A 17,740-nucleotide genomic window follows, 5' to 3' on the forward strand; every position below is an offset into this window, starting at 1 on the left:
GTCCGGCGTAAGCCGCCGAGCCACGACAACTACGTGCGCGGCATCCGGTGCTGCACGGGCACCGGCCGACTGGACACCAAGTCGTTTTCCGTCGACATCGGCTGAACGGCCGCACGCAGGGTGGTGGCCTCGCCCCGGATCGGGTACATACGATCGGGTAGCACCCGTCGGTAACCATACGGCACCCAAGATCCCGATTCACGACGAGGTGAGCCTGATGTCCGCACCGTCCACCAAGCCCGTCGTCACCGAGCGCGAGGCCCGCGAGGTGGCGGAGGCCGCCCGGGAACAGGACTGGCGCAAGCCCAGCTTCGCCAAGGAACTGTTCCTCGGGCGTTTCCGGCTCGACCTCATCCACCCCCACCCGATGCCCCCCGACGAGGACGCCCAGCGCGGCGAGGACTTCCTGGCCAAGCTCCGCGACTTCTGCGAGACCAGGGTGGACGGCGCCCTCATCGAACGCGAGGCCCGGATCCCCGACGACGTCGTGGACGGGCTCAAGGAGCTCGGCGCCTTCGGCATGAAGATCGACACCAAGTACGGCGGCCTCGGCCTCACCCAGGTGTACTACAACAAGGCGCTGGCCCTCGTGGGCTCCGCGAGCCCCGCGATCGGCGTGCTGCTGTCCGCCCACCAGTCGATCGGCGTACCCCAGCCGCTGAAGCTCTTCGGCACGCAGGAGCAGAAGGAGCGGTTCCTGCCCCGGTGCGCCCGCACCGACATCAGCGCCTTCCTCCTCACCGAACCGGACGTCGGCTCCGACCCGGCACGCCTCGCGACCAGCGCGGTACCCGACGGGGACGACTACATCCTCGACGGAGTGAAACTGTGGACCACCAACGGCGTGGTCGCCGACCTGCTCGTCGTGATGGCCCGCGTCCCGAAGTCCGAGGGCCACAAGGGCGGCATCACCGCCTTCGTCGTGGAGACCGACTCACCCGGCATCACCGTCGAGAACCGCAACGCCTTCATGGGCCTGCGCGGCATCGAGAACGGCGTCACCCGCTTCCACCAGGTCCGGGTGCCCGCGGCCAACCGCATCGGCCCCGAGGGCACAGGCCTGAAGATCGCCCTGACCACCCTCAACACCGGCCGTCTCTCGCTGCCCGCCTCCTGCGTGGCCGCCGGCAAGTGGTGCCTGAAGATCGCCCGCGAGTGGTCCGCGGCCCGCGAACAGTGGGGCAAGCCGATCGCCCACCACGAGGCCGTCGGCTCCAAGATCTCCTTCATCGCGGCGACGACCTTCGCCCTGGAGGCCGTACTCGACCTCTCGAGCCAGATGGCCGACGAGAACCGCAACGACATCCGCATCGAGGGCGCCCTCGCCAAGCTCTACGCCTCCGAGATGGCCTGGCTCGTCGCCGACGAACTCGTCCAGATCCGCGGCGGCCGGGGTTTCGAGACCGCCGAGTCCCTCAGGGCCCGCGGCGAGAAGGCGGTCCCCGCCGAGCAGGTCCTGCGCGACCTGCGCATCAACCGCATCTTCGAGGGCTCCACGGAGATCATGCACCTGCTGATCGCCCGCGAGGCCGTCGACGCCCACCTCTCGGTCGCGGGCGATCTCATCGACCCGGAGAAGTCCCTCGGCGACAAGGCGAAGGCGGGCGCGAACGCGGGCGTCTTCTACGCCAAGTGGCTCCCGAAGCTGGTGGCGGGACCGGGCCAACTGCCCACCTCCTACGCCGAGTTCAAGCGCGAAGTGGACCTCTCGGTACACCTGCGCTACGTCGAACGAACGGCCCGCAAACTCGCCCGCTCCACCTTCTACGCCATGTCCCGCTGGCAGGGCCGGATGGAGACCAAGCAGGGCTTCCTCGGCCGCATCGTCGACATCGGCGCCGAACTCTTCGCGATGAGCGCGGCCTGCGTACGCGCCGAACTCCTCTACACCACCGAATCCCACGGCCGCGAGGCCTACCAGCTCGCCGACGCCTTCTGCCACCAGTCCCGCCTGCGCGTCGAGGAACTCTTCGGCCGCCTCTGGAACAACACCGACGACCAGGACCGCAAGGTCGTCAAGGGAGTCATGTCCGGCACCTACGCCTGGCTGGAGGACGGCATCGTCGACCCCTCGGGCGAGGGCGTCTGGATCGCGGACGCGACCCCCGGCCCCTCCGAGAAGGAGAACGTGCACCGGCCCATCCGCTGACCACTCACGACAGCGCGCCCCCGGAGACGGGGACGCGCTGTCCTCCTACACCGCTCTTACGGCCACAATGGAGGGATGAGCGACAGTCCAGCCCCCCTCGCCGACCCACACCTGGTCTACGACCCCCTCCCGGGCGACGGTCCCAAGGACGTGGTGATCCTCGGCTCCACGGGCTCCATCGGCACCCAGGCCATCGACCTCGTGCTGCGCAACCCCGACCGGTTCCGGGTGACCGCACTGTCCGCCAACGGCGGCCGGGTCGCGCTCCTCGCCGAGCAGGCGCACCGGCTGAAGGCGCGGACCGTCGCGGTCGCCCGCGAGGACGTCGTACCGCAGCTGCGCGAAGCGCTCAGCGGTCTCTACGGCACGGGCGAGCCGCTCCCCGAGATCCTCGCCGGCCCGGAGGCGGCCACACAGGTCGCCGCCTCCGACGCGCACACCGTCCTCAACGGCATCACCGGCTCCATCGGCCTCGCCCCGACCCTCGCCGCCCTGGAAACGGGCCGCACCCTCGCGCTCGCCAACAAGGAGTCGCTCATCGTGGGCGGCCCGCTGGTGAAGTCCCTCGCCAAGCCCGGGCAGATCATCCCGGTCGACTCCGAGCACGCGGCCCTCTTCCAGGCCCTGGCCTCCGGGACCAGGGCCGACGTACGCAAGCTCGTCGTCACCGCGTCCGGCGGCCCCTTCCGCGGCCGTACCAGAGCCGACCTCGCTCAGGTGACCGTCGAGGACGCCCTCGCCCACCCCACCTGGGCCATGGGCCCGGTCATCACGATCAACTCCGCGACGCTCGTCAACAAGGGGCTGGAGGTCATCGAGGCACACCTCCTCTACGACATTCCCTTCGACCGCATTGAGGTGGTCGTGCATCCCCAGTCGTATGTCCACTCGATGGTTGAGTTCACGGACGGATCCACGATCGCCCAGGCGACGCCCCCCGACATGCGCGGGCCGATCGCCATTGGTCTCGGCTGGCCCGAGCGCGTCCCCGACGCGGCGCCCGCCTTCGACTGGAGCAAGGCGTCGACCTGGGAGTTCTTCCCGCTCGACAACGACGCGTTTCCTTCGGTCAACCTTGCGAGACACGTGGGACAGCTCGCGGGCACGGCCCCGGCGGTGTTCAATGCCGCCAACGAGGAGTGCGTGGAGGCCTTCCGGGCCGGCGCGCTGCCGTTCAACGGGATCATGGAGACCGTGACCCGGGTGGTGGACGAGCACGGCACCCCGCGCGGGGGAACCTCGCTCACCGTCGCGGACGTCCTCGAAGCGGAGACCTGGGCGCGGACCCGGGCCCGGGAACTGACGGCACAGACGGCGGAGGCCCGTGCATGACGACCCTGATGTTCATCCTCGGCACAGGGCTTTTCGCCTTCGGCCTTCTGGTGTCGATCGCGTGGCACGAGCTGGGACATCTGTCCTTCGCCAAGCTCTTCGGCATCCGCGTGCCGCAGTACATGGTCGGCTTCGGACCGACCGTCTTCTCGCGCAAGAAGGGCGAGACGGAGTACGGCATCAAGGCCGTCCCCTTCGGCGGCTACATCCGCATGATCGGCATGTTCCCGCCCGGCGACGACGGCCGTATCAGCGCCCGCTCCACCTCCCCCTGGCGCGGCATGATCGAGGACGCCCGCTCGGCCGCCTTCGAGGAGCTCCAGCCCGGCGACGAGAAACGCCTCTTCTACACCCGTAAGCCCTGGAAACGCGTCATCGTGATGTTCGCGGGCCCCTTCGCGAACCTGATCCTCGCGGTGGCGCTGTTCCTCACGGTCCTCATGGGCTTCGGCATCTCCCAGCAGACCAACACGGTCAGCTCGGTCTCCAAGTGCGTGATCGCCCAGAGCCAGAACCGCGAGAACTGCAAGGCCTCCGACCCCGCCTCCCCGGCAGCGGCCGCCGGCCTCAAGGCGGGCGACAAGATCATCGCGTTCAACGGCGTGAAGACCGATGACTGGAACAAGCTCTCCGACCTCATCCGCGCCAACCCCGACAAGACGGTCCCGATAGTCGTCGAGCGCGACGGCAAGGACGTCACCCTCACCGCGAAGATCGCCAGCAACCAGGTCGCCAAGAAGGACTCCAGCGGGCAGTACGTCCAGGGCGAGTACGTCACCGCCGGCTTCCTCGGCTTCAGCGCGGCCACCGGCATCGTCAAGCAGGACTTCGGCGACTCCCTGGTCTGGATGGGTGACCGCGTCGGCGAGGCCGTCGACTCCCTGGCCGCCCTGCCCGGCAAGATCCCGGCCCTGTGGAACGCGGCCTTCGGCGACGCCCCGCGCGAGCCGGACTCCCCGATGGGCGTGGTCGGCGCGGCGAGGGTGGGCGGCGAGATCTTCACGCTCGACATCCCCCCGACCCAGCAACTCGCCATGGCGCTGATGCTGGTCGCGGGCTTCAACCTCTCCCTGTTCCTCTTCAACATGCTCCCGCTGCTGCCCCTGGACGGCGGCCACATCGCGGGCGCCCTGTGGGAGTCCCTGCGCCGCAACCTGGCGAAGGTCCTGAAGCGCCCGGACCCGGGCCCGTTCGACGTGGCGAAGCTGATGCCGGTCGCTTATGTGGTGGCGGGGATCTTCATCTGCTTCACCTTGCTGGTGCTCGTCGCCGATGTGGTCAACCCGGTCCGCCTCAGCTGAGAACCGGTCATTTTCCGAAGTTCGTGGAGATCCTCAGCGAGGAGGGAGAGGGCACTCCTGCGCTGAGCCACGGAACCGCTCCGGTGCTGTCCATCAGCTCGGGACCGATCGCTGAGCCACAGCCCAGTATCTCGCTGGGTGCCCGTGTGGTTGACCCGGTGAGAATCTCCTAGTCATACGGCGTTCGAGGCGGCCCGGCATGCTCTGTGCCGGGCCGTCTTCCATTGGGCGGGTTTGACGGCCGTGATGTGCTCGCGCCCGGTCCCTTGCCGTAATCTCGAAGTCCGGAGCCCGGCGCTGACGGGACCTGGACCTTGATCCACGACTTGGGGTTGCACAGCAGATGACTGCGATTTCTCTCGGCATGCCGTCCGTTCCGACCAGGCTCGCCGAACGCCGGAAGAGCCGGCAGATCCAGGTCGGCACGGTGGCTGTGGGCGGCGACGCCCCGGTCTCTGTCCAGTCGATGACGACCACGCGTACCTCGGACATCGGCGCGACGCTCCAGCAGATCGCCGAGCTCACGGCGTCCGGCTGCCAGATCGTGCGCGTGGCCTGCCCGACCCAGGACGACGCCGACGCCCTCGCGACCATCGCGCGCAAGTCGCAGATCCCGGTGATCGCGGACATCCACTTCCAGCCCAAGTACGTCTTCGCGGCGATCGAGGCCGGTTGCGCGGCCGTACGCGTCAACCCGGGCAACATCAAGCAGTTCGACGACAAGGTCAAGGAGATCGCGCGGGCCGCGAAGGACCACGGCACGCCGATCCGGATCGGCGTCAACGCCGGATCCCTGGACAGGCGGCTGCTCCAGAAGTACGGCAAGGCGACCCCTGAGGCGCTGGCCGAGTCCGCCCTGTGGGAGGCCTCCCTCTTCGAGGAGCACGACTTCCGGGACATCAAGATCTCGGTCAAGCACAACGACCCGGTCGTGATGGTCGAGGCGTACCGCCAACTCGCCGCCCAGTGCGACTACCCGCTGCACCTCGGCGTGACCGAGGCCGGCCCCGCCTTCCAGGGCACCATCAAGTCGGCCGTCGCCTTCGGCGCGCTGCTCTCCCAGGGCATCGGCGACACCATCCGGGTGTCGCTGAGTGCCCCGCCGGTCGAGGAGGTCAAGGTCGGTAACCAGATCCTGGAATCCCTGAACCTCAAGCAGCGAGGCCTGGAGATCGTCTCCTGCCCGTCCTGCGGCCGCGCCCAGGTCGACGTCTACAAGCTGGCCGAAGAGGTCACCGCGGGCCTGACCGGCATGGAGGTCCCGCTCCGCGTCGCGGTCATGGGCTGCGTGGTGAACGGCCCCGGCGAGGCCCGCGAGGCCGACCTCGGCGTCGCCTCCGGCAACGGCAAGGGCCAGATCTTCGTCAAGGGCGAGGTCATCAAGACCGTCCCCGAGTCGAAGATCGTGGAGACCCTCATCGAAGAGGCGATGAAGATCGCCGAGCAGATGGAGGCGGAGGGCATCGCCTCCGGCGAGCCGTCGGTGTCGGTCGCGGGCTGACGCCCGTGGCTCACCGGTGCCGCATCCAGACGTTCGGCTCCTGATAGAGGCCGACGTCGGCGTCCCGGTCGACCCGCAGCACACTCAGCCCCTCCGGGATGACGTAGTCGCCGGACTCGGGGAGGGCGAGGCTCGTCCAGCCCTCCCACTCGGCGACCGTGCCGGTCATCGTCTGTGAGACGGGGGCCGGCGCGAGAATCCGGGCGCCGAGCCGTTCGTGGGTCCGGATCCAGGGATCGAGGGCGGTGCCGTCCTCCCGTCGCCATCGCAGGAACGACTCGATGGGCGTCAGCGGATAGCGGGCCTTGGTCGTGGGCCGCACGGGCGCGATGACCCGCGCCAGCCCCGCATCCTGTCCGGCCTCCCGCAAGGCGGTGAGCATCCGCCCGGCGAGCCCCTGCCCCGTCAGCGACGGGGTGACGATCGCCCCGCAGATCACCAGGGTGTCGGGTTCGATGCCCTGCTCATGACCCTCGACGGCCCACACCAGCGCGTCCGTGTACCCCGAGGGCAGCGCGTCGGCCCGGCCGTCCCACCGCAGCGGCACCCCCCATCCGGCGGCGACGGGAACCCCGTCCGCGTCCAGCAGCATCAGATCCAGCCCCGCGAAGAACTCCCGTACCCGGCCGATGTACTCCTTCACCAGCCGGTCGGCGGTGATGAACGAGGGGAAGCCCTCGCCGAACAACTCCGCGAGCTGCTCGTCGGGCCAGTTCCGGGCGTCGGATCGCACTGGGGTCGAGATCATCCGACGTTCCTATCAGCGCGGGTCGGGCGTGTCAGCAACGAACGGCCCCCGAACCGGGGGCGGCACGGCTCAGCTTCCGCAGGTACAGTGCGGAGATCAGCAGACCCCAGTGTGAGGCCCCGCCCGTGTTGACCCAGACGACCTCCCGGGTCCTCGAACCGAGCGACCTGGACGCCGCGCTCGCCGTGCTCGACCGCGATCCGGTCGCGAACGCCTTCGTGACGTCGAGGGTGCAGGTCGCCGGCCTCGACCCGTGGCGGCTCGGCGGCGAGATGTGGGGCTGGTACGAGGACGGCATGCTCACGTCCCTCTGCTACGCCGGCGCCAACCTGGTCCCGATCTGCGCGACCCCCCGAGCCGTCCGCGCCTTCGCCGACCGCGCCCGGCGTTCCGGCCGCCGCTGCTCCTCCATCGTCGGCCCCGCCGAACCCACCGCCCAGCTCTGGCGCCTGCTGGAACCCAGCTGGGGCCCGGCGCGGGAGGTCCGCGCCCAGCAGCCCCTCATGGTCACCGACCGCATGCCCACCGACATCGCCCCGGATCCGTACGTCCGCCGCATCCGCAAGGACGAGATGGAAACGATCATGCCGGCGTGCGTGGCGATGTTCACGGAAGAGGTCGGCGTCTCCCCGCTGGCCGGCGACGGCGGCCTGCTCTACCAGGCCCGCGTCGCCGAACTGGTCGGTTCCGGCCGCTCCTTCGCCCGCCTCGACGAACACGGCAAGGTCGTCTTCAAGGCGGAGATCGGCGCCGCGACGGACCGGGCCTGCCAGATCCAGGGTGTGTGGGTGGCCCCCGAGTACCGGGGCAGGGGAGTGGCGGCCCCGGGCATGGCGGCGGTACTGCGGTACGCCCTGGCGGACGTGGCACCGGTGGTGAGCCTGTACGTCAACGACTTCAACACCCCGGCGAGGCGGGCCTACGCGAGGGTGGGCTTCCAGGAGATCGGCGCCTTCATGAGCATCCTCTTCTGAGCCGACCCGCCCCCGGCACACACCTGAAACCCCCCTGTACGCTGCCCGCATGGACCTCGTCATCGGCCCCCTGGACCTGTCCGCCCACGTGGACGAGGCCCTGGCAGTACAGGCCATCGCATTCGGCCTCGGCGTCGACGAGGTAGCGGTCCGCCGCCAGATCGTGCTCCGCCACATGACCTATCCCGGCGCGAGGGCCCTCGGCGCGACCGTCGGAGGGCACCTGGTCGGATTCGTGTACGGCATGCCCAACGACCGCACCCACTGGTGGTCCACCGTCGTGGAGCCCTACCTCCGCGCCCAGCACAACGACATCTGGCTCGACGACTCGTTCGTGATCACCGAGCTCCATGTCCACCCCCACCACCAGAACCGCGGCATCGGCCGCACCCTGATCACCACCATCACCGACAGCGCCGCGGAGCCCCGCTCGATCCTCTCCGCGATCGACACCGACAGCCCGGCCCGCGGCCTGTACCACTCCCTCGGCTACCAGGACCTCGCCCGCCAGGTCCTCTTCCCGAGCGCCCCGAAGCCGTACGCCGTGATGGGCGCACCGCTGCCCCTGCGCCGCCGCTGACGGATTTCCACCGGCCCAGCCCGCCCGGCTACCCTCCTGGCATCACCTAGACGCAGCAGGAGTACGAGAACCATGGCGAACGCACCGGTCCAGCGCATGTCCCAGTTGATGGCGAAGACGCTGCGCGACGACCCGGCGGACGCCGAGGTCCTCAGCCACAAGCTGCTCGTCCGTGCCGGGTACGTCCGCCGGACCGCGGCCGGTATCTGGAGCTGGCTGCCGCTCGGCAAGAAGGTGCTGGCCAACGTCGAGCGGATCGTCCGCGAGGAGATGGACGCGATCGGCGCCCAGGAGGTGCTGCTCCCCGCCATCCTGCCGAGGGAGCCGTACGAGGCGACCGGACGCTGGGACGAATACGGCCCCGAACTGTTCCGGCTCCAGGACCGCAAGGGCGGCGACTACCTCCTCGGCCCGACCCACGAGGAGATCTTCACGCTGATCGTGAAGGACCAGGCGTCCTCCTACAAGGACCTGCCGGTCATCCTCTACCAGATCCAGCACAAGTACCGTGACGAGGCCCGCCCCCGGGCCGGCATCCTGCGCGGCCGCGAGTTCCTGATGAAGGACTCGTACTCCTTCGACACCGAGGACGAGGGCCTGGCCCGGTCCTACGCCCTGCACCGCCAGGCCTACCAGAAGGTCTTCGAGCGTCTGGGCCTCGACTACCGCATCTGCGCCGCCACCGCCGGCGCGATGGGCGGCTCCAAGTCGGAGGAGTTCCTCGCCCCCGCCGAGGCCGGCGAGGACACCTTCGCGGACTGCCCGAACTGCGATTTCGCGGCCAACACCGAGGCGATCACCTACGAGTTGAAGCCGGTGGACGCGGCCGGTGTCGCCGCCCTCGAGGAGATCCCCACCCCCGACACCCCGACCATCGAGACCCTCGCCGCCCACCTCGGCGTCGAGGCCTCCGACACCCTCAAGAACCTCCTCGTGAAGGTCGACGGTGAGATCGTGGCCGTCGGCGTCCCCGGCGACCGCGAGGTCGACATGGACAAGGTGGAGGCGCACTTCGCGCCCGCCGCCGTGGAGCTGGTGAGCGCCGAGGACTTCGTCGGCCGCCCCGACCTCGTCCGCGGCTACGTCGGTCCGCAGGGCCTGGGCGAGAAGGTGAAGTACATCGCCGACCCGCGGGTGGCCCCCGGCACCGCCTGGATCACCGGCGCCAACAAGGAGCACACGCACGCGAAGAACGTCGTCGCGGGCCGTGACTTCGAGGTCGACGAGTACGTCGACGTCGTGGTCGTCCAGGAGGGCGACCCGTGCCCGAAGTGCGGCACCGGCCTCAAGCTGGACCGCGCCATCGAGATCGGCCACATCTTCCAGCTCGGCCGCAAGTACGCCGACGCCCTCAAGCTCGACGTCCTCGGCCAGAACGGCAAGCCGGTCCGTGTGACCATGGGCTCCTACGGCATCGGCGTCTCCCGCGCGGTCGCCGCCCTCGCCGAGCAGACCGCCGACGACAAGGGCCTGTGCTGGCCCGCCGAGGTCGCCCCGGCCGACGTGCACGTCGTCGCCGCCGGCAAGGCCCTCCAGATCGAACTGGCCCTCGACGTCTCCGAGAAGCTGCGTGAGGCGGGCCTCAGGGTCCTCGTCGACGACCGCGCGGGTGTCTCCCCGGGTGTGAAGTTCACCGACTCCGAGCTCATCGGCGTACCGAAGATCCTGGTCGCGGGCCGCCGCTCCGCCGAGGGCGTCCTGGAGCTCAAGGACCGCCGCAGCGGTGAGCGCGAGGAGCTGACGGTGGACGAGGCGATCGCCCGCCTGACCGCTTGAGAGGGAACGTACGGCGGCCGTCGCACCGGCGGCCGCCGCCGTACGGCCTCAGAGCCACCCGGCGAACTCCAACAGCAACTCGGCGTCCTTCGGCCGCCCCACCCGCAGCGCCCGGACCCCCGACTCCACGGCCCGGAACAACGTCCACCCCCGCAACCGCTCCTGATCCACCTCCAGTGACTCCGCAAGCCGCTTGATCCGCCGGCGGGTCGTCGCCGCCCCCGACGGCGAGGCGATCAGGTCCTCCACCCGGTCCCGCACCAGCCGGGCGAGATCGAACGCGCACTCCCCGACGACAGGATCAGGCCCGACAGCCAGCCAGGGAGACCGCACACCGGACAGCACCTTGCTCTGCCGGAACGTCCCATGCAGCAACCGCTCCTCCGGCGGCGCGGCCAGCAACGACTCCCGCGCATCGAGAGCCGCGCTCACCAGTCCCGCCACCTCCGCGGAAGCACCCCGCATGAGCGAGGCCTGCCGCCCGGTCCGCTCGGCCACCGTCTCGAAGACATGGTCACCGGGCGGCTCCACCCACAGCCGCCGCAGCGCCCCGGCAGCCTCGAGCAGCGCTTTCGCCTCCGGCAGGGACCGCACGGACACATCCGGATGCAGCCGCTCGAGCAGCAGCACTCCCTCGGCGACAAAGGGCTCCAGCAGCTGTACGGCCCCCCGCCCGTCCCAGTGCGCGAGCGCCGCCCGCTCGCTCTCCGGCCGGGCTCGGGCCGGGGCCAGCTTGAGCACGGCCGGTGTCCCGTCAGCGCGCCGCACGAGCACCACGAGGCTGCTGCGTCCCCCGGGCACCTGAACCCGCTCCACGGTCAACTCGCGCAGCGCGACGGCCTGTTCGGCGGTCTCGGGCAGCCTCTCCACCCAGTCGTCACCGTCCGGCGCGCTCTCGCCGAGCGCCCGCACCAGCCGCTGCGGTGGTTCGAAAGCCATGCGCGAGTCGTTTCCTTCCTGTACCGCGTTACGCCGTGGGAGCTGACGAAGAAACCGGGCCATAGGCCGAGGACGACACCGTGACCGCCCGCTCGGCGAGCCCAGGGAAGGCTACGCTCTCGCCGCGCCAGCGCACCGCCCGCACCGCGGCCTCCCGCAGCGCCTCGGCGGCCGTGCTCCGCCGCCCGCCCTCGGTTGCCCGCACCAGGTCGGAGTACACCCCGGCCACCCGCTCCTCCAGATCGGCGGCGAGCCGTATCGCCGCGGCCGAGTCCGGCACCGGGAAGGGCAGCGCGTACGCCGCGGCCGCGGCCACCGGCTTTCCGCCCATGTTCCGCACCTGGCGCACCAGCCCGTCCCGCCGGGCCCGGTGGGCGTCATAGGCGGCCTTCGCCTCCGCTCGCCGGCCCTGACCGATCCGGCCGCCGACGACGCCGTAGCCGTACACGGCCGCGTGCTCGGCGGCCAGCGCCTTCTGGAAGGCCTCCAGCTCCTTGTCGTTGTCGTCGCTCACCGGGTCCCCTCCATCAGCAGATAGGCGTGCGCCGCACCGGCCGCCGCCACGGAGGCCAGCAGCCGGGCCAGCTCGCCCGGTACGTCCAGCAGCGCCTTGGCCCGCCGGTCCGCGAGCGCCCGTTCGGCGGCGGCGAGCTGGGCGAGGGCGTCCTTCTCGGTCGCGGGCACCGTGACCGACGGTGCGGGCGAGGCCTGCGACGCGGTGGGCGAGGACTTGGCGACCGTCTCCCCGAACGCCTCCACATGCCGCACGGCTTCCGCCCGCAACGGCCCCACCCGCTCCGCCAGCGCCGGATGGGCGGCGAGGACGGCGTCGTACCGCTCGACGATCCCCCGGCTGTCCCGAGCCGCACGCACGCGTGCCCGCTCGACGACGGACGGACTGCCGGCGGTGCCCTCCTCGGTGCTCCCGGTCCCGTCGGAGCAGCCGACCAGCAGGGCGCCCCCGGCGACCGAGGCGAGCAGGGATCTTCTGCGCGGCCACGAGGGGACGCGCGGCGGAGGGGGGTACGGCACGACAGACGTCCTCAGGAAGCTCGTACGAACACACGGGCGGGAGGTCACCCCGCTGGCGATCACGGTACCCGCGCATCCGAGGTCACCTGGACGGCAACACCCCCTGCGACCGGATACCCTTTCACCAGACACGCGACCTACCCACAACAGCACACGCGGCCGAGGAGTCACCCGGATGAGCACCACCCAGAGCGAGAGGCTGCGAGAGCTCCTGGAACCGCTCGTCACCTCCCAGGGCCTGGATCTCGAAGAGATCGCAGTGGACTCCGTAGGGCGAAAGCGAGTGCTGCGCGTCGTCGTCGACTCGGACACCGGTGCCGACCTGGACCAGATCGCCGATGTGAGCCGCGCGCTCTCGGCGAAGCTCGACGAGAGCGACGCGATGGGCGCGGGGGAGTACACCCTCGAGGTCGGCACCCCGGGCGCGGAGCGCCTCCTCAAGGAGCACCGTCACTACGTGCGCGCCGTGGGCCGGCTGGTGAAGTTCCAGCTGACCGAGGGCGGCGAGCTGGTCGCCAGGATCCTGAACGTCGACGACGAAGGCCTCGACGTCGAAGTGCCCGGCGTGAAGGGCCGCAAGGCCACCGCCCGCAGACTCGCCTTCTCCGAGTTCGACAAGGCACGCGTGCAGGTCGAGTTCAGCCGCAAGGACAGCAAGAACGAAAACGAGCAGGAAGAGGAGGCGTAGCCGTGGACATCGACATGAGTGCCCTGCGGGGCTTGGTACGGGAGAAGGAGATCTCCTTCGACCTGTTGGTCGAGGCGATCGAGTCGGCCCTCCTCATCGCCTACCACCGCACCGAGGGAAGCCGCCGTCACGCGCGCGTGGAGCTCAACCGCGAGAGCGGCCATGTGACCGTGTGGGCGAAGGAGGACCCCGAGGACCTGGAGGAGGGTCAGGAGGCCCGCGAGTTCGACGACACCCCCTCCGGCTTCGGCCGTATCGCCGCCACCACCGCCAAGCAGGTCATCCTGCAGCGGCTGCGCGACGCCGAGGACGACGCGACGCTCGGCGAGTACGCGGGGCGCGAGGGCGACATCGTCATGGGTGTGGTCCAGCAGGGCCGTGACCCGAAGAACGTGCTCGTCGACATCGGCAAGCTGGAGGCCATCCTGCCGGTGCAGGAGCAGGTCCCCGGTGAGACGTATCCGCACGGGATGCGGCTGCGGTCGTACGTCGTACGAGTGGCCAGGGGTGTGCGCGGTCCGTCCGTCACCCTCTCCCGCACGCACCCCAATCTGGTGAAGAAGCTCTTCGCCCTGGAGGTGCCGGAGATCGCCGACGGGTCCGTCGAGATCGCCGCGATCGCCCGCGAGGCCGGTCACCGCACCAAGATCGCCGTACGGTCCACCCGGTCGGGCCTGAACGCCAAGGGCGCCTGCATCGGTCCCATGGGCGGACGTGTGCGCAATGTCATGGGTGAGCTGAACGGTGAGAAGATCGACATCGTCGACTGGTCGGACGACCCGGCCGAGATGGTCGCCAACGCGCTGTCGCCGGCCCGGGTGTCCAAGGTCGAGGTCGTGGACATGGCCGCCCGCTCCGCGCGGGTGACGGTCCCCGACTACCAACTCTCCCTCGCCATCGGCAAGGAGGGGCAGAACGCCCGGCTCGCGGCCCGGCTCACCGGCTGGCGGATCGACATCCGGCCGGACACCGAGCAGGCCGGCGAAGAGCGCTGACGCATGGCGCCGGCGCATTGGCGCTGGGGAATAGATCCAAGCCGTAGGTGGCTTAGATCACGACAACAACCGTTCGATCGCTGCCCCGAAGGGGTGAGGTCGGTACGGGGAGGTAGACTTAAGAGTGTCTGGCCGGACGCCCGCCCGAGCACGCCCTGAACGCACCTGTGTGGGGTGCAGGCAGCGAGCGGCCAAGACCGATCTGCTGCGCATCGTGGCGATCGAGGACGCATGCGTCCCTGATCCTCGCGGTACGCTGCCCGGCCGGGGTGCGTACGTACACCCCGCCCTGGTCTGTCTCGACCAGGCGGTACGCCGCCGGGCGTTCACGAGGGCGTTGCGCGCCCCGGGAGCGCTCGACATAAAGGCGTTGCGCCAGTACGTCGAGCAGACAGACAGTTGCTGAGCAGGCAACACCGTAAGAAGCGTCGCGCGGAACCCCCGTGCGGCCCTGGTACCCCGCGAGTTGGAAGTAGGTCGAGATTGCGATGAGCACTCGATGAGCACGCGATGAGTACGCCCATGAAGTAGCGACGGTCCGGACGCACCCGGACCTAAAAGGAGCGAAGTGGCTAAGGTCCGGGTATACGAACTCGCCAAGGAGTTCGGGGTGGAGAGCAAGGTCGTCATGGCCAAGCTCCAAGAACTCGGTGAATTCGTCCGTTCGGCGTCTTCGACCATCGAAGCGCCCGTTGTCCGTAAGTTGACGGACGCCCTCCAGCAGGGCAACGGAGGCGGCAAGTCCGCCCCCGCACGCAAGGCTGCCCCGGCCAGGCCGGCAGCCCCCTCTCCCGCGCAGGCCGCCCGTCCGGCCGCCCCGCGCCCGCCGGCTCCCAAGCCGGCCGCCGCCGAGAGGCCCGCGGCTCCCGCCGCCCCGGCCGCTCCCGGCTCCCGTCCCACTCCGGGCCCGAAGCCCGCGCCGCGGCCCGCCCCGGCGTCCCCGGCTCCGACCACGCCCGAGTTCACGGCACCCCCGGCGGCTCCCGCCGCACCGGCCTCCCAGGGCCAGGGCCAGGGCGGCCAGGGCCAGGGTTCCGGCCCGCGTCCGGGTGCTCCGCGTCCGGCCTCCCAGGCCCCGCGTCCGGGCGCCCCGCGTCCCGCCGGCGGTCCCGGCCAGGGTGGCCAGGGCCGCGGTGAGCGCGGCGACCGTCCCGGCGCTCCGCGTCCGGGCGGCCAGGGTGCCCGTCCCGGCGCTCGTCCGGCCGGTCCCCGTCCGGGCAACAACCCCTTCACCTCTGGTGGCTCCACCGGTATGGCGCGCCCGCAGGCGCCCCGTCCGGGCGGTGCCCCGCGCCCCGGCGGCCCTGGCGGTCCCGGTGAGCGTCCCGGCGGCGCCCCGCGTCCGCAGGGCCAGGGCCAGGGCGGTCCCCGTCCCCAGGGCGCGGCGGGCGGTCCCCGTCCGCAGGCTCCGGGCGGCTCGCGTCCGAGCCCGGGCGGCATGCCCCGTCCGCAGGGCGGTCCCCGTCCCGGCGGCGGTGGCCCCGGCGGCCCGCGTCCCAACCCCGGCATGATGCCGCAGCGTCCGGCTGCCGGCAGCCCGCGTCCCGGCGGCGGTGGCCCCGGCGGCCGCGGTCCCGGCGGCGGCGGTCGTCCCGGCGGTGGCGGCGGCGGTCGTCCCGGCGGCGGCTTCGCCGGTCGTCCGGCCGGTCCCGGTGGTGGCGGCGGCTTCGCCGGTCGTCCCGGTGGTCCCGGTGGCGGTGGCGGCGGTTTCGCCGGCCGTCCGGGTGGTCCCGGCGGTGGCGGCGGCGGTCGTCCCGGCTTCGGTGGTCGTCCCGGCGGTCCCGGTGGCCGTGGTGGCACGCAGGGCGCCTTCGGTCGTCCCGGCGGTCCCGCGCGTCGCGGTCGCAAGTCGAAGCGGCAGAGGCGCCAGGAGTACGAGGCCATGCAGGCCCCGTCGGTCGGCGGCGTGATGCTGCCTCGCGGCAACGGCGAAGCCATTCGCCTGTCGCGCGGTGCCTCCCTCACCGACTTCGCGGAGAAGATCAACGCCAACCCGGCGTCCCTCGTCGCGGTCATGATGAACCTCGGCGAGATGGTCACGGCCACGCAGTCCGTCTCCGACGAGACGCTGCATCTCCTCGCGGGCGAGATGAACTACACGGTTCAGATCGTCAGCCCCGAGGAGGAGGACCGCGAGCTGCTCGAGTCCTTCGACATCGAGTTCGGCGAGGACGAGGGCGACGACGAGGACCTGGTCGTCCGTCCGCCGGTCGTGACCGTCATGGGTCACGTCGACCACGGTAAGACCCGACTCCTCGACGCCATCCGCAAGACGAACGTCATCGCGGGCGAGGCCGGCGGCATCACCCAGCACATCGGTGCCTACCAGGTCTCGACCCAGGTCAACGAAGAAGACCGCGCGATCACCTTCATCGACACCCCGGGTCACGAGGCGTTCACCGCCATGCGTGCCCGTGGTGCCCGGTCGACGGACATCGCGATCCTGGTCGTCGCGGCCAACGACGGCGTCATGCCGCAGACGGTCGAGGCGCTCAACCACGCCAAGGCGGCCGACGTCCCGATCGTCGTCGCGGTCAACAAGATCGACGTCGAGGGTGCCGACCCGACCAAGGTGCGCGGTCAGCTGACCGAGTACGGCCTGGTGGCCGAGGAGTACGGCGGCGACACCATGTTCGTCGACATCTCCGCCAAGCAGGGTCTGCACATCGACTCCCTGCTGGAGGCCGTGATCCTGACGGCCGACGCCTCGCTCGACCTGCGGGCCAACCCGAACCAGGACGCGCAGGGCATCTCGATCGAGTCCCGCCTCGACCGCGGCCGCGGTGCCGTGGCGACGGTCCTCGTCCAGCGAGGCACGCTGCGGGTCGGCGACACGATGGTGGTGGGCGACGCCTACGGCCGCGTGCGCGCCATGCTCGACGACAACGGCAACAACGTCGCCGAGGCCGGACCCGCGACGCCGGTCCAGGTCCTGGGCCTGACCAACGTCCCGGGTGCGGGCGACAACTTCCTGGTGGTCGACGAGGACCGTACGGCCCGTCAGATCGCTGAGAAGCGCGCCGCCCGTGAGCGCAACGCCGCGTTCGCCAAGCGCACGCGCCGTGTGTCGCTCGAGGACCTGGACAAGGTGCTCAAGGCCGGCGAGGTCCAGCAGCTCAACCTCATCATCAAGGGTGACGCTTCTGGTTCCGTCGAGGCCCTCGAGTCCTCCCTGCTCCAGCTGGACGTCGGCGAAGAGGTCGACATCCGCGTCCTGCACCGCGGTGTCGGTGCGGTCACGGAGTCGGACATCGACCTGGCGATGGGCTCGGACGCCATCGTGATCGGCTTCAACGTCCGCGCGGCAGGCCGTGCGGCGCAGATGGCCGAGCGCGAGGGTGTGGACGTCCGCTACTACTCGGTCATCTACCAGGCGATCGAGGAGATCGAGGCAGCCCTCAAGGGCATGCTCAAGCCGGAGTACGAAGAGGTCGAGCTCGGTACGGCGGAGATCCGCGAGGTCTTCAAGTCGTCCAAGCTGGGCAACATCGCCGGTGTCCTGGTCCGGTCGGGCGAGGTCAAGCGCAACACCAAGGCGCGCCTCATCCGCGACGGCAAGGTCGTCGCGGAGAGCCTCACCATCTCCGGTCTGCGTCGCTTCAAGGACGACGTCACCGAGATCCGCGAAGGCTTCGAGGGTGGTATCAACCTCGGAAACTTCAACGACATCAAGGTCGACGACGTCATCGCGACGTACGAGATGCGCGAGAAGCCGCGCGGCTGAT

Annotated in this window: 15 protein-coding genes; 11 read left to right on the forward strand and 4 right to left on the reverse strand. The window is 70.6% G+C overall.

The window, feature by feature from the left end:
• Positions 1-217 precede the first annotated feature (217 nt).
• The 4 genes from QF027_RS34550 (at position 218) to ispG (ending at position 6,283) form a co-directional block, all read left to right on the forward strand.
• On the forward strand, positions 218-2,149 hold the full coding sequence (locus QF027_RS34550; protein ID WP_306975737.1) for an acyl-CoA dehydrogenase family protein: 1,932 nt from the start codon (positions 218-220) through the stop codon (positions 2,147-2,149).
• 75 nt (positions 2,150-2,224) lie between these two features.
• On the forward strand, positions 2,225-3,481 hold the full coding sequence (dxr, locus tag QF027_RS34555; RefSeq protein ID WP_307079026.1) for a 1-deoxy-D-xylulose-5-phosphate reductoisomerase: 1,257 nt from the start codon (positions 2,225-2,227) through the stop codon (positions 3,479-3,481).
• Positions 3,482-3,489: 8 nt separating this feature from the next.
• A complete protein-coding gene (locus tag QF027_RS34560) occupies positions 3,490-4,782 on the forward strand; it encodes a M50 family metallopeptidase (RefSeq protein ID WP_306986515.1) in 1,293 nt (430 codons plus the stop codon).
• Between the two features lie 343 nt (positions 4,783-5,125).
• A complete protein-coding gene (ispG, locus tag QF027_RS34565) occupies positions 5,126-6,283 on the forward strand; it encodes a flavodoxin-dependent (E)-4-hydroxy-3-methylbut-2-enyl-diphosphate synthase (RefSeq protein ID WP_057616679.1) in 1,158 nt (385 codons plus the stop codon).
• Positions 6,284-6,293: 10 nt separating this feature from the next.
• Here the strand turns inward: ispG and QF027_RS34570 are convergent, their stop codons facing one another.
• Positions 6,294-7,031, reverse strand: a complete 738-nt coding sequence (locus QF027_RS34570; protein ID WP_307079028.1) for a hypothetical protein — start codon at positions 7,029-7,031, stop codon at positions 6,294-6,296.
• A gap of 125 nt (positions 7,032-7,156) precedes the next feature.
• Here QF027_RS34570 and QF027_RS34575 point away from each other — a divergent pair, with 125 nt between their 5' ends.
• The 3 genes from QF027_RS34575 (at position 7,157) to QF027_RS34585 (ending at position 10,361) form a co-directional block, all read left to right on the forward strand.
• Positions 7,157-8,005, forward strand: a complete 849-nt coding sequence (locus QF027_RS34575) for a GNAT family N-acetyltransferase (protein ID WP_306975730.1) — start codon at positions 7,157-7,159, stop codon at positions 8,003-8,005.
• Between the two features lie 49 nt (positions 8,006-8,054).
• On the forward strand, positions 8,055-8,585 hold the full coding sequence (locus tag QF027_RS34580; RefSeq protein WP_306975727.1) for a GNAT family N-acetyltransferase: 531 nt from the start codon (positions 8,055-8,057) through the stop codon (positions 8,583-8,585).
• Positions 8,586-8,657: 72 nt separating this feature from the next.
• Positions 8,658-10,361 (forward strand): proline--tRNA ligase, encoded by a 1,704-nt coding sequence (locus tag QF027_RS34585; RefSeq protein ID WP_306975725.1) that lies wholly within the window; start codon positions 8,658-8,660, stop codon positions 10,359-10,361.
• A 48-nt stretch (positions 10,362-10,409) separates the two neighbouring features.
• On the opposite strand, the gene QF027_RS34590 is transcribed toward QF027_RS34585, so the two are convergent.
• Genes QF027_RS34590 through QF027_RS34600 form a run of 3 tightly spaced genes read right to left on the reverse strand, consistent with a single transcriptional unit; the run spans position 10,410 to position 12,332 of the window.
• Positions 10,410-11,300, reverse strand: coding sequence for an aminoglycoside phosphotransferase family protein (locus QF027_RS34590; RefSeq protein WP_306975723.1), 891 nt, complete (start codon positions 11,298-11,300; stop codon positions 10,410-10,412).
• Between the two features lie 28 nt (positions 11,301-11,328).
• Positions 11,329-11,814 (reverse strand): ferritin-like domain-containing protein, encoded by a 486-nt coding sequence (locus QF027_RS34595; RefSeq protein ID WP_306975721.1) that lies wholly within the window; start codon positions 11,812-11,814, stop codon positions 11,329-11,331.
• Complete coding sequence (locus QF027_RS34600; protein ID WP_306975719.1) at positions 11,811-12,332, reverse strand: hypothetical protein; 522 nt, start codon at positions 12,330-12,332, stop codon at positions 11,811-11,813. The genes QF027_RS34595 and QF027_RS34600 overlap by 4 nt, the downstream gene beginning before the upstream one ends.
• A 175-nt stretch (positions 12,333-12,507) precedes the next feature.
• On the opposite strand from QF027_RS34600, the gene rimP reads away from it, so the two are divergent.
• From rimP to infB, 4 genes are all read left to right on the forward strand, one after another.
• A complete protein-coding gene (rimP, locus tag QF027_RS34605; RefSeq protein WP_307079030.1) occupies positions 12,508-13,020 on the forward strand; it encodes a ribosome maturation factor RimP in 513 nt (170 codons plus the stop codon).
• Between the two features lie 2 nt (positions 13,021-13,022).
• On the forward strand, positions 13,023-14,015 hold the full coding sequence (nusA, locus tag QF027_RS34610; protein WP_306975715.1) for a transcription termination factor NusA: 993 nt from the start codon (positions 13,023-13,025) through the stop codon (positions 14,013-14,015).
• A gap of 124 nt (positions 14,016-14,139) precedes the next feature.
• Complete coding sequence (locus tag QF027_RS34615) at positions 14,140-14,421, forward strand: YlxR family protein (RefSeq protein ID WP_306975713.1); 282 nt, start codon at positions 14,140-14,142, stop codon at positions 14,419-14,421.
• 162 nt (positions 14,422-14,583) lie between these two features.
• Positions 14,584-17,739, forward strand: a complete 3,156-nt coding sequence (infB, locus tag QF027_RS34620) for a translation initiation factor IF-2 (RefSeq protein ID WP_306975712.1) — start codon at positions 14,584-14,586, stop codon at positions 17,737-17,739.
• The last annotated feature ends 1 nt before the right edge of the window (position 17,740 follow it).

This window comes from Streptomyces canus, from assembly GCF_030816965.1.
Classification (GTDB): Bacteria; Actinomycetota; Actinomycetes; order Streptomycetales; family Streptomycetaceae; genus Streptomyces; species Streptomyces canus_E.

What these genes read in the sequence shown, in the direction of transcription:
- QF027_RS34550 (WP_306975737.1), top strand. Translation starts at nt 218, where the DNA reads ATGTCCGCACCGTCCACCAAGCCCGTCGTCACCGAGCGCGAGGCCCGC.
- QF027_RS34590 (WP_306975723.1), bottom strand. Translation starts at nt 11,300, where the DNA reads ATGGCTTTCGAACCACCGCAGCGGCTGGTGCGGGCGCTCGGCGAGAGC.
- QF027_RS34585 (WP_306975725.1), top strand. Translation starts at nt 8,658, where the DNA reads ATGGCGAACGCACCGGTCCAGCGCATGTCCCAGTTGATGGCGAAGACG.
- QF027_RS34580 (WP_306975727.1), top strand. Translation starts at nt 8,055, where the DNA reads ATGGACCTCGTCATCGGCCCCCTGGACCTGTCCGCCCACGTGGACGAG.
- dxr (WP_307079026.1), top strand. Translation starts at nt 2,225, where the DNA reads ATGAGCGACAGTCCAGCCCCCCTCGCCGACCCACACCTGGTCTACGAC.
- ispG (WP_057616679.1), top strand. Translation starts at nt 5,126, where the DNA reads ATGACTGCGATTTCTCTCGGCATGCCGTCCGTTCCGACCAGGCTCGCC.
- QF027_RS34570 (WP_307079028.1), bottom strand. Translation starts at nt 7,031, where the DNA reads ATGATCTCGACCCCAGTGCGATCCGACGCCCGGAACTGGCCCGACGAG.
- QF027_RS34560 (WP_306986515.1), top strand. Translation starts at nt 3,490, where the DNA reads ATGTTCATCCTCGGCACAGGGCTTTTCGCCTTCGGCCTTCTGGTGTCG.
- rimP (WP_307079030.1), top strand. Translation starts at nt 12,508, where the DNA reads ATGAGCACCACCCAGAGCGAGAGGCTGCGAGAGCTCCTGGAACCGCTC.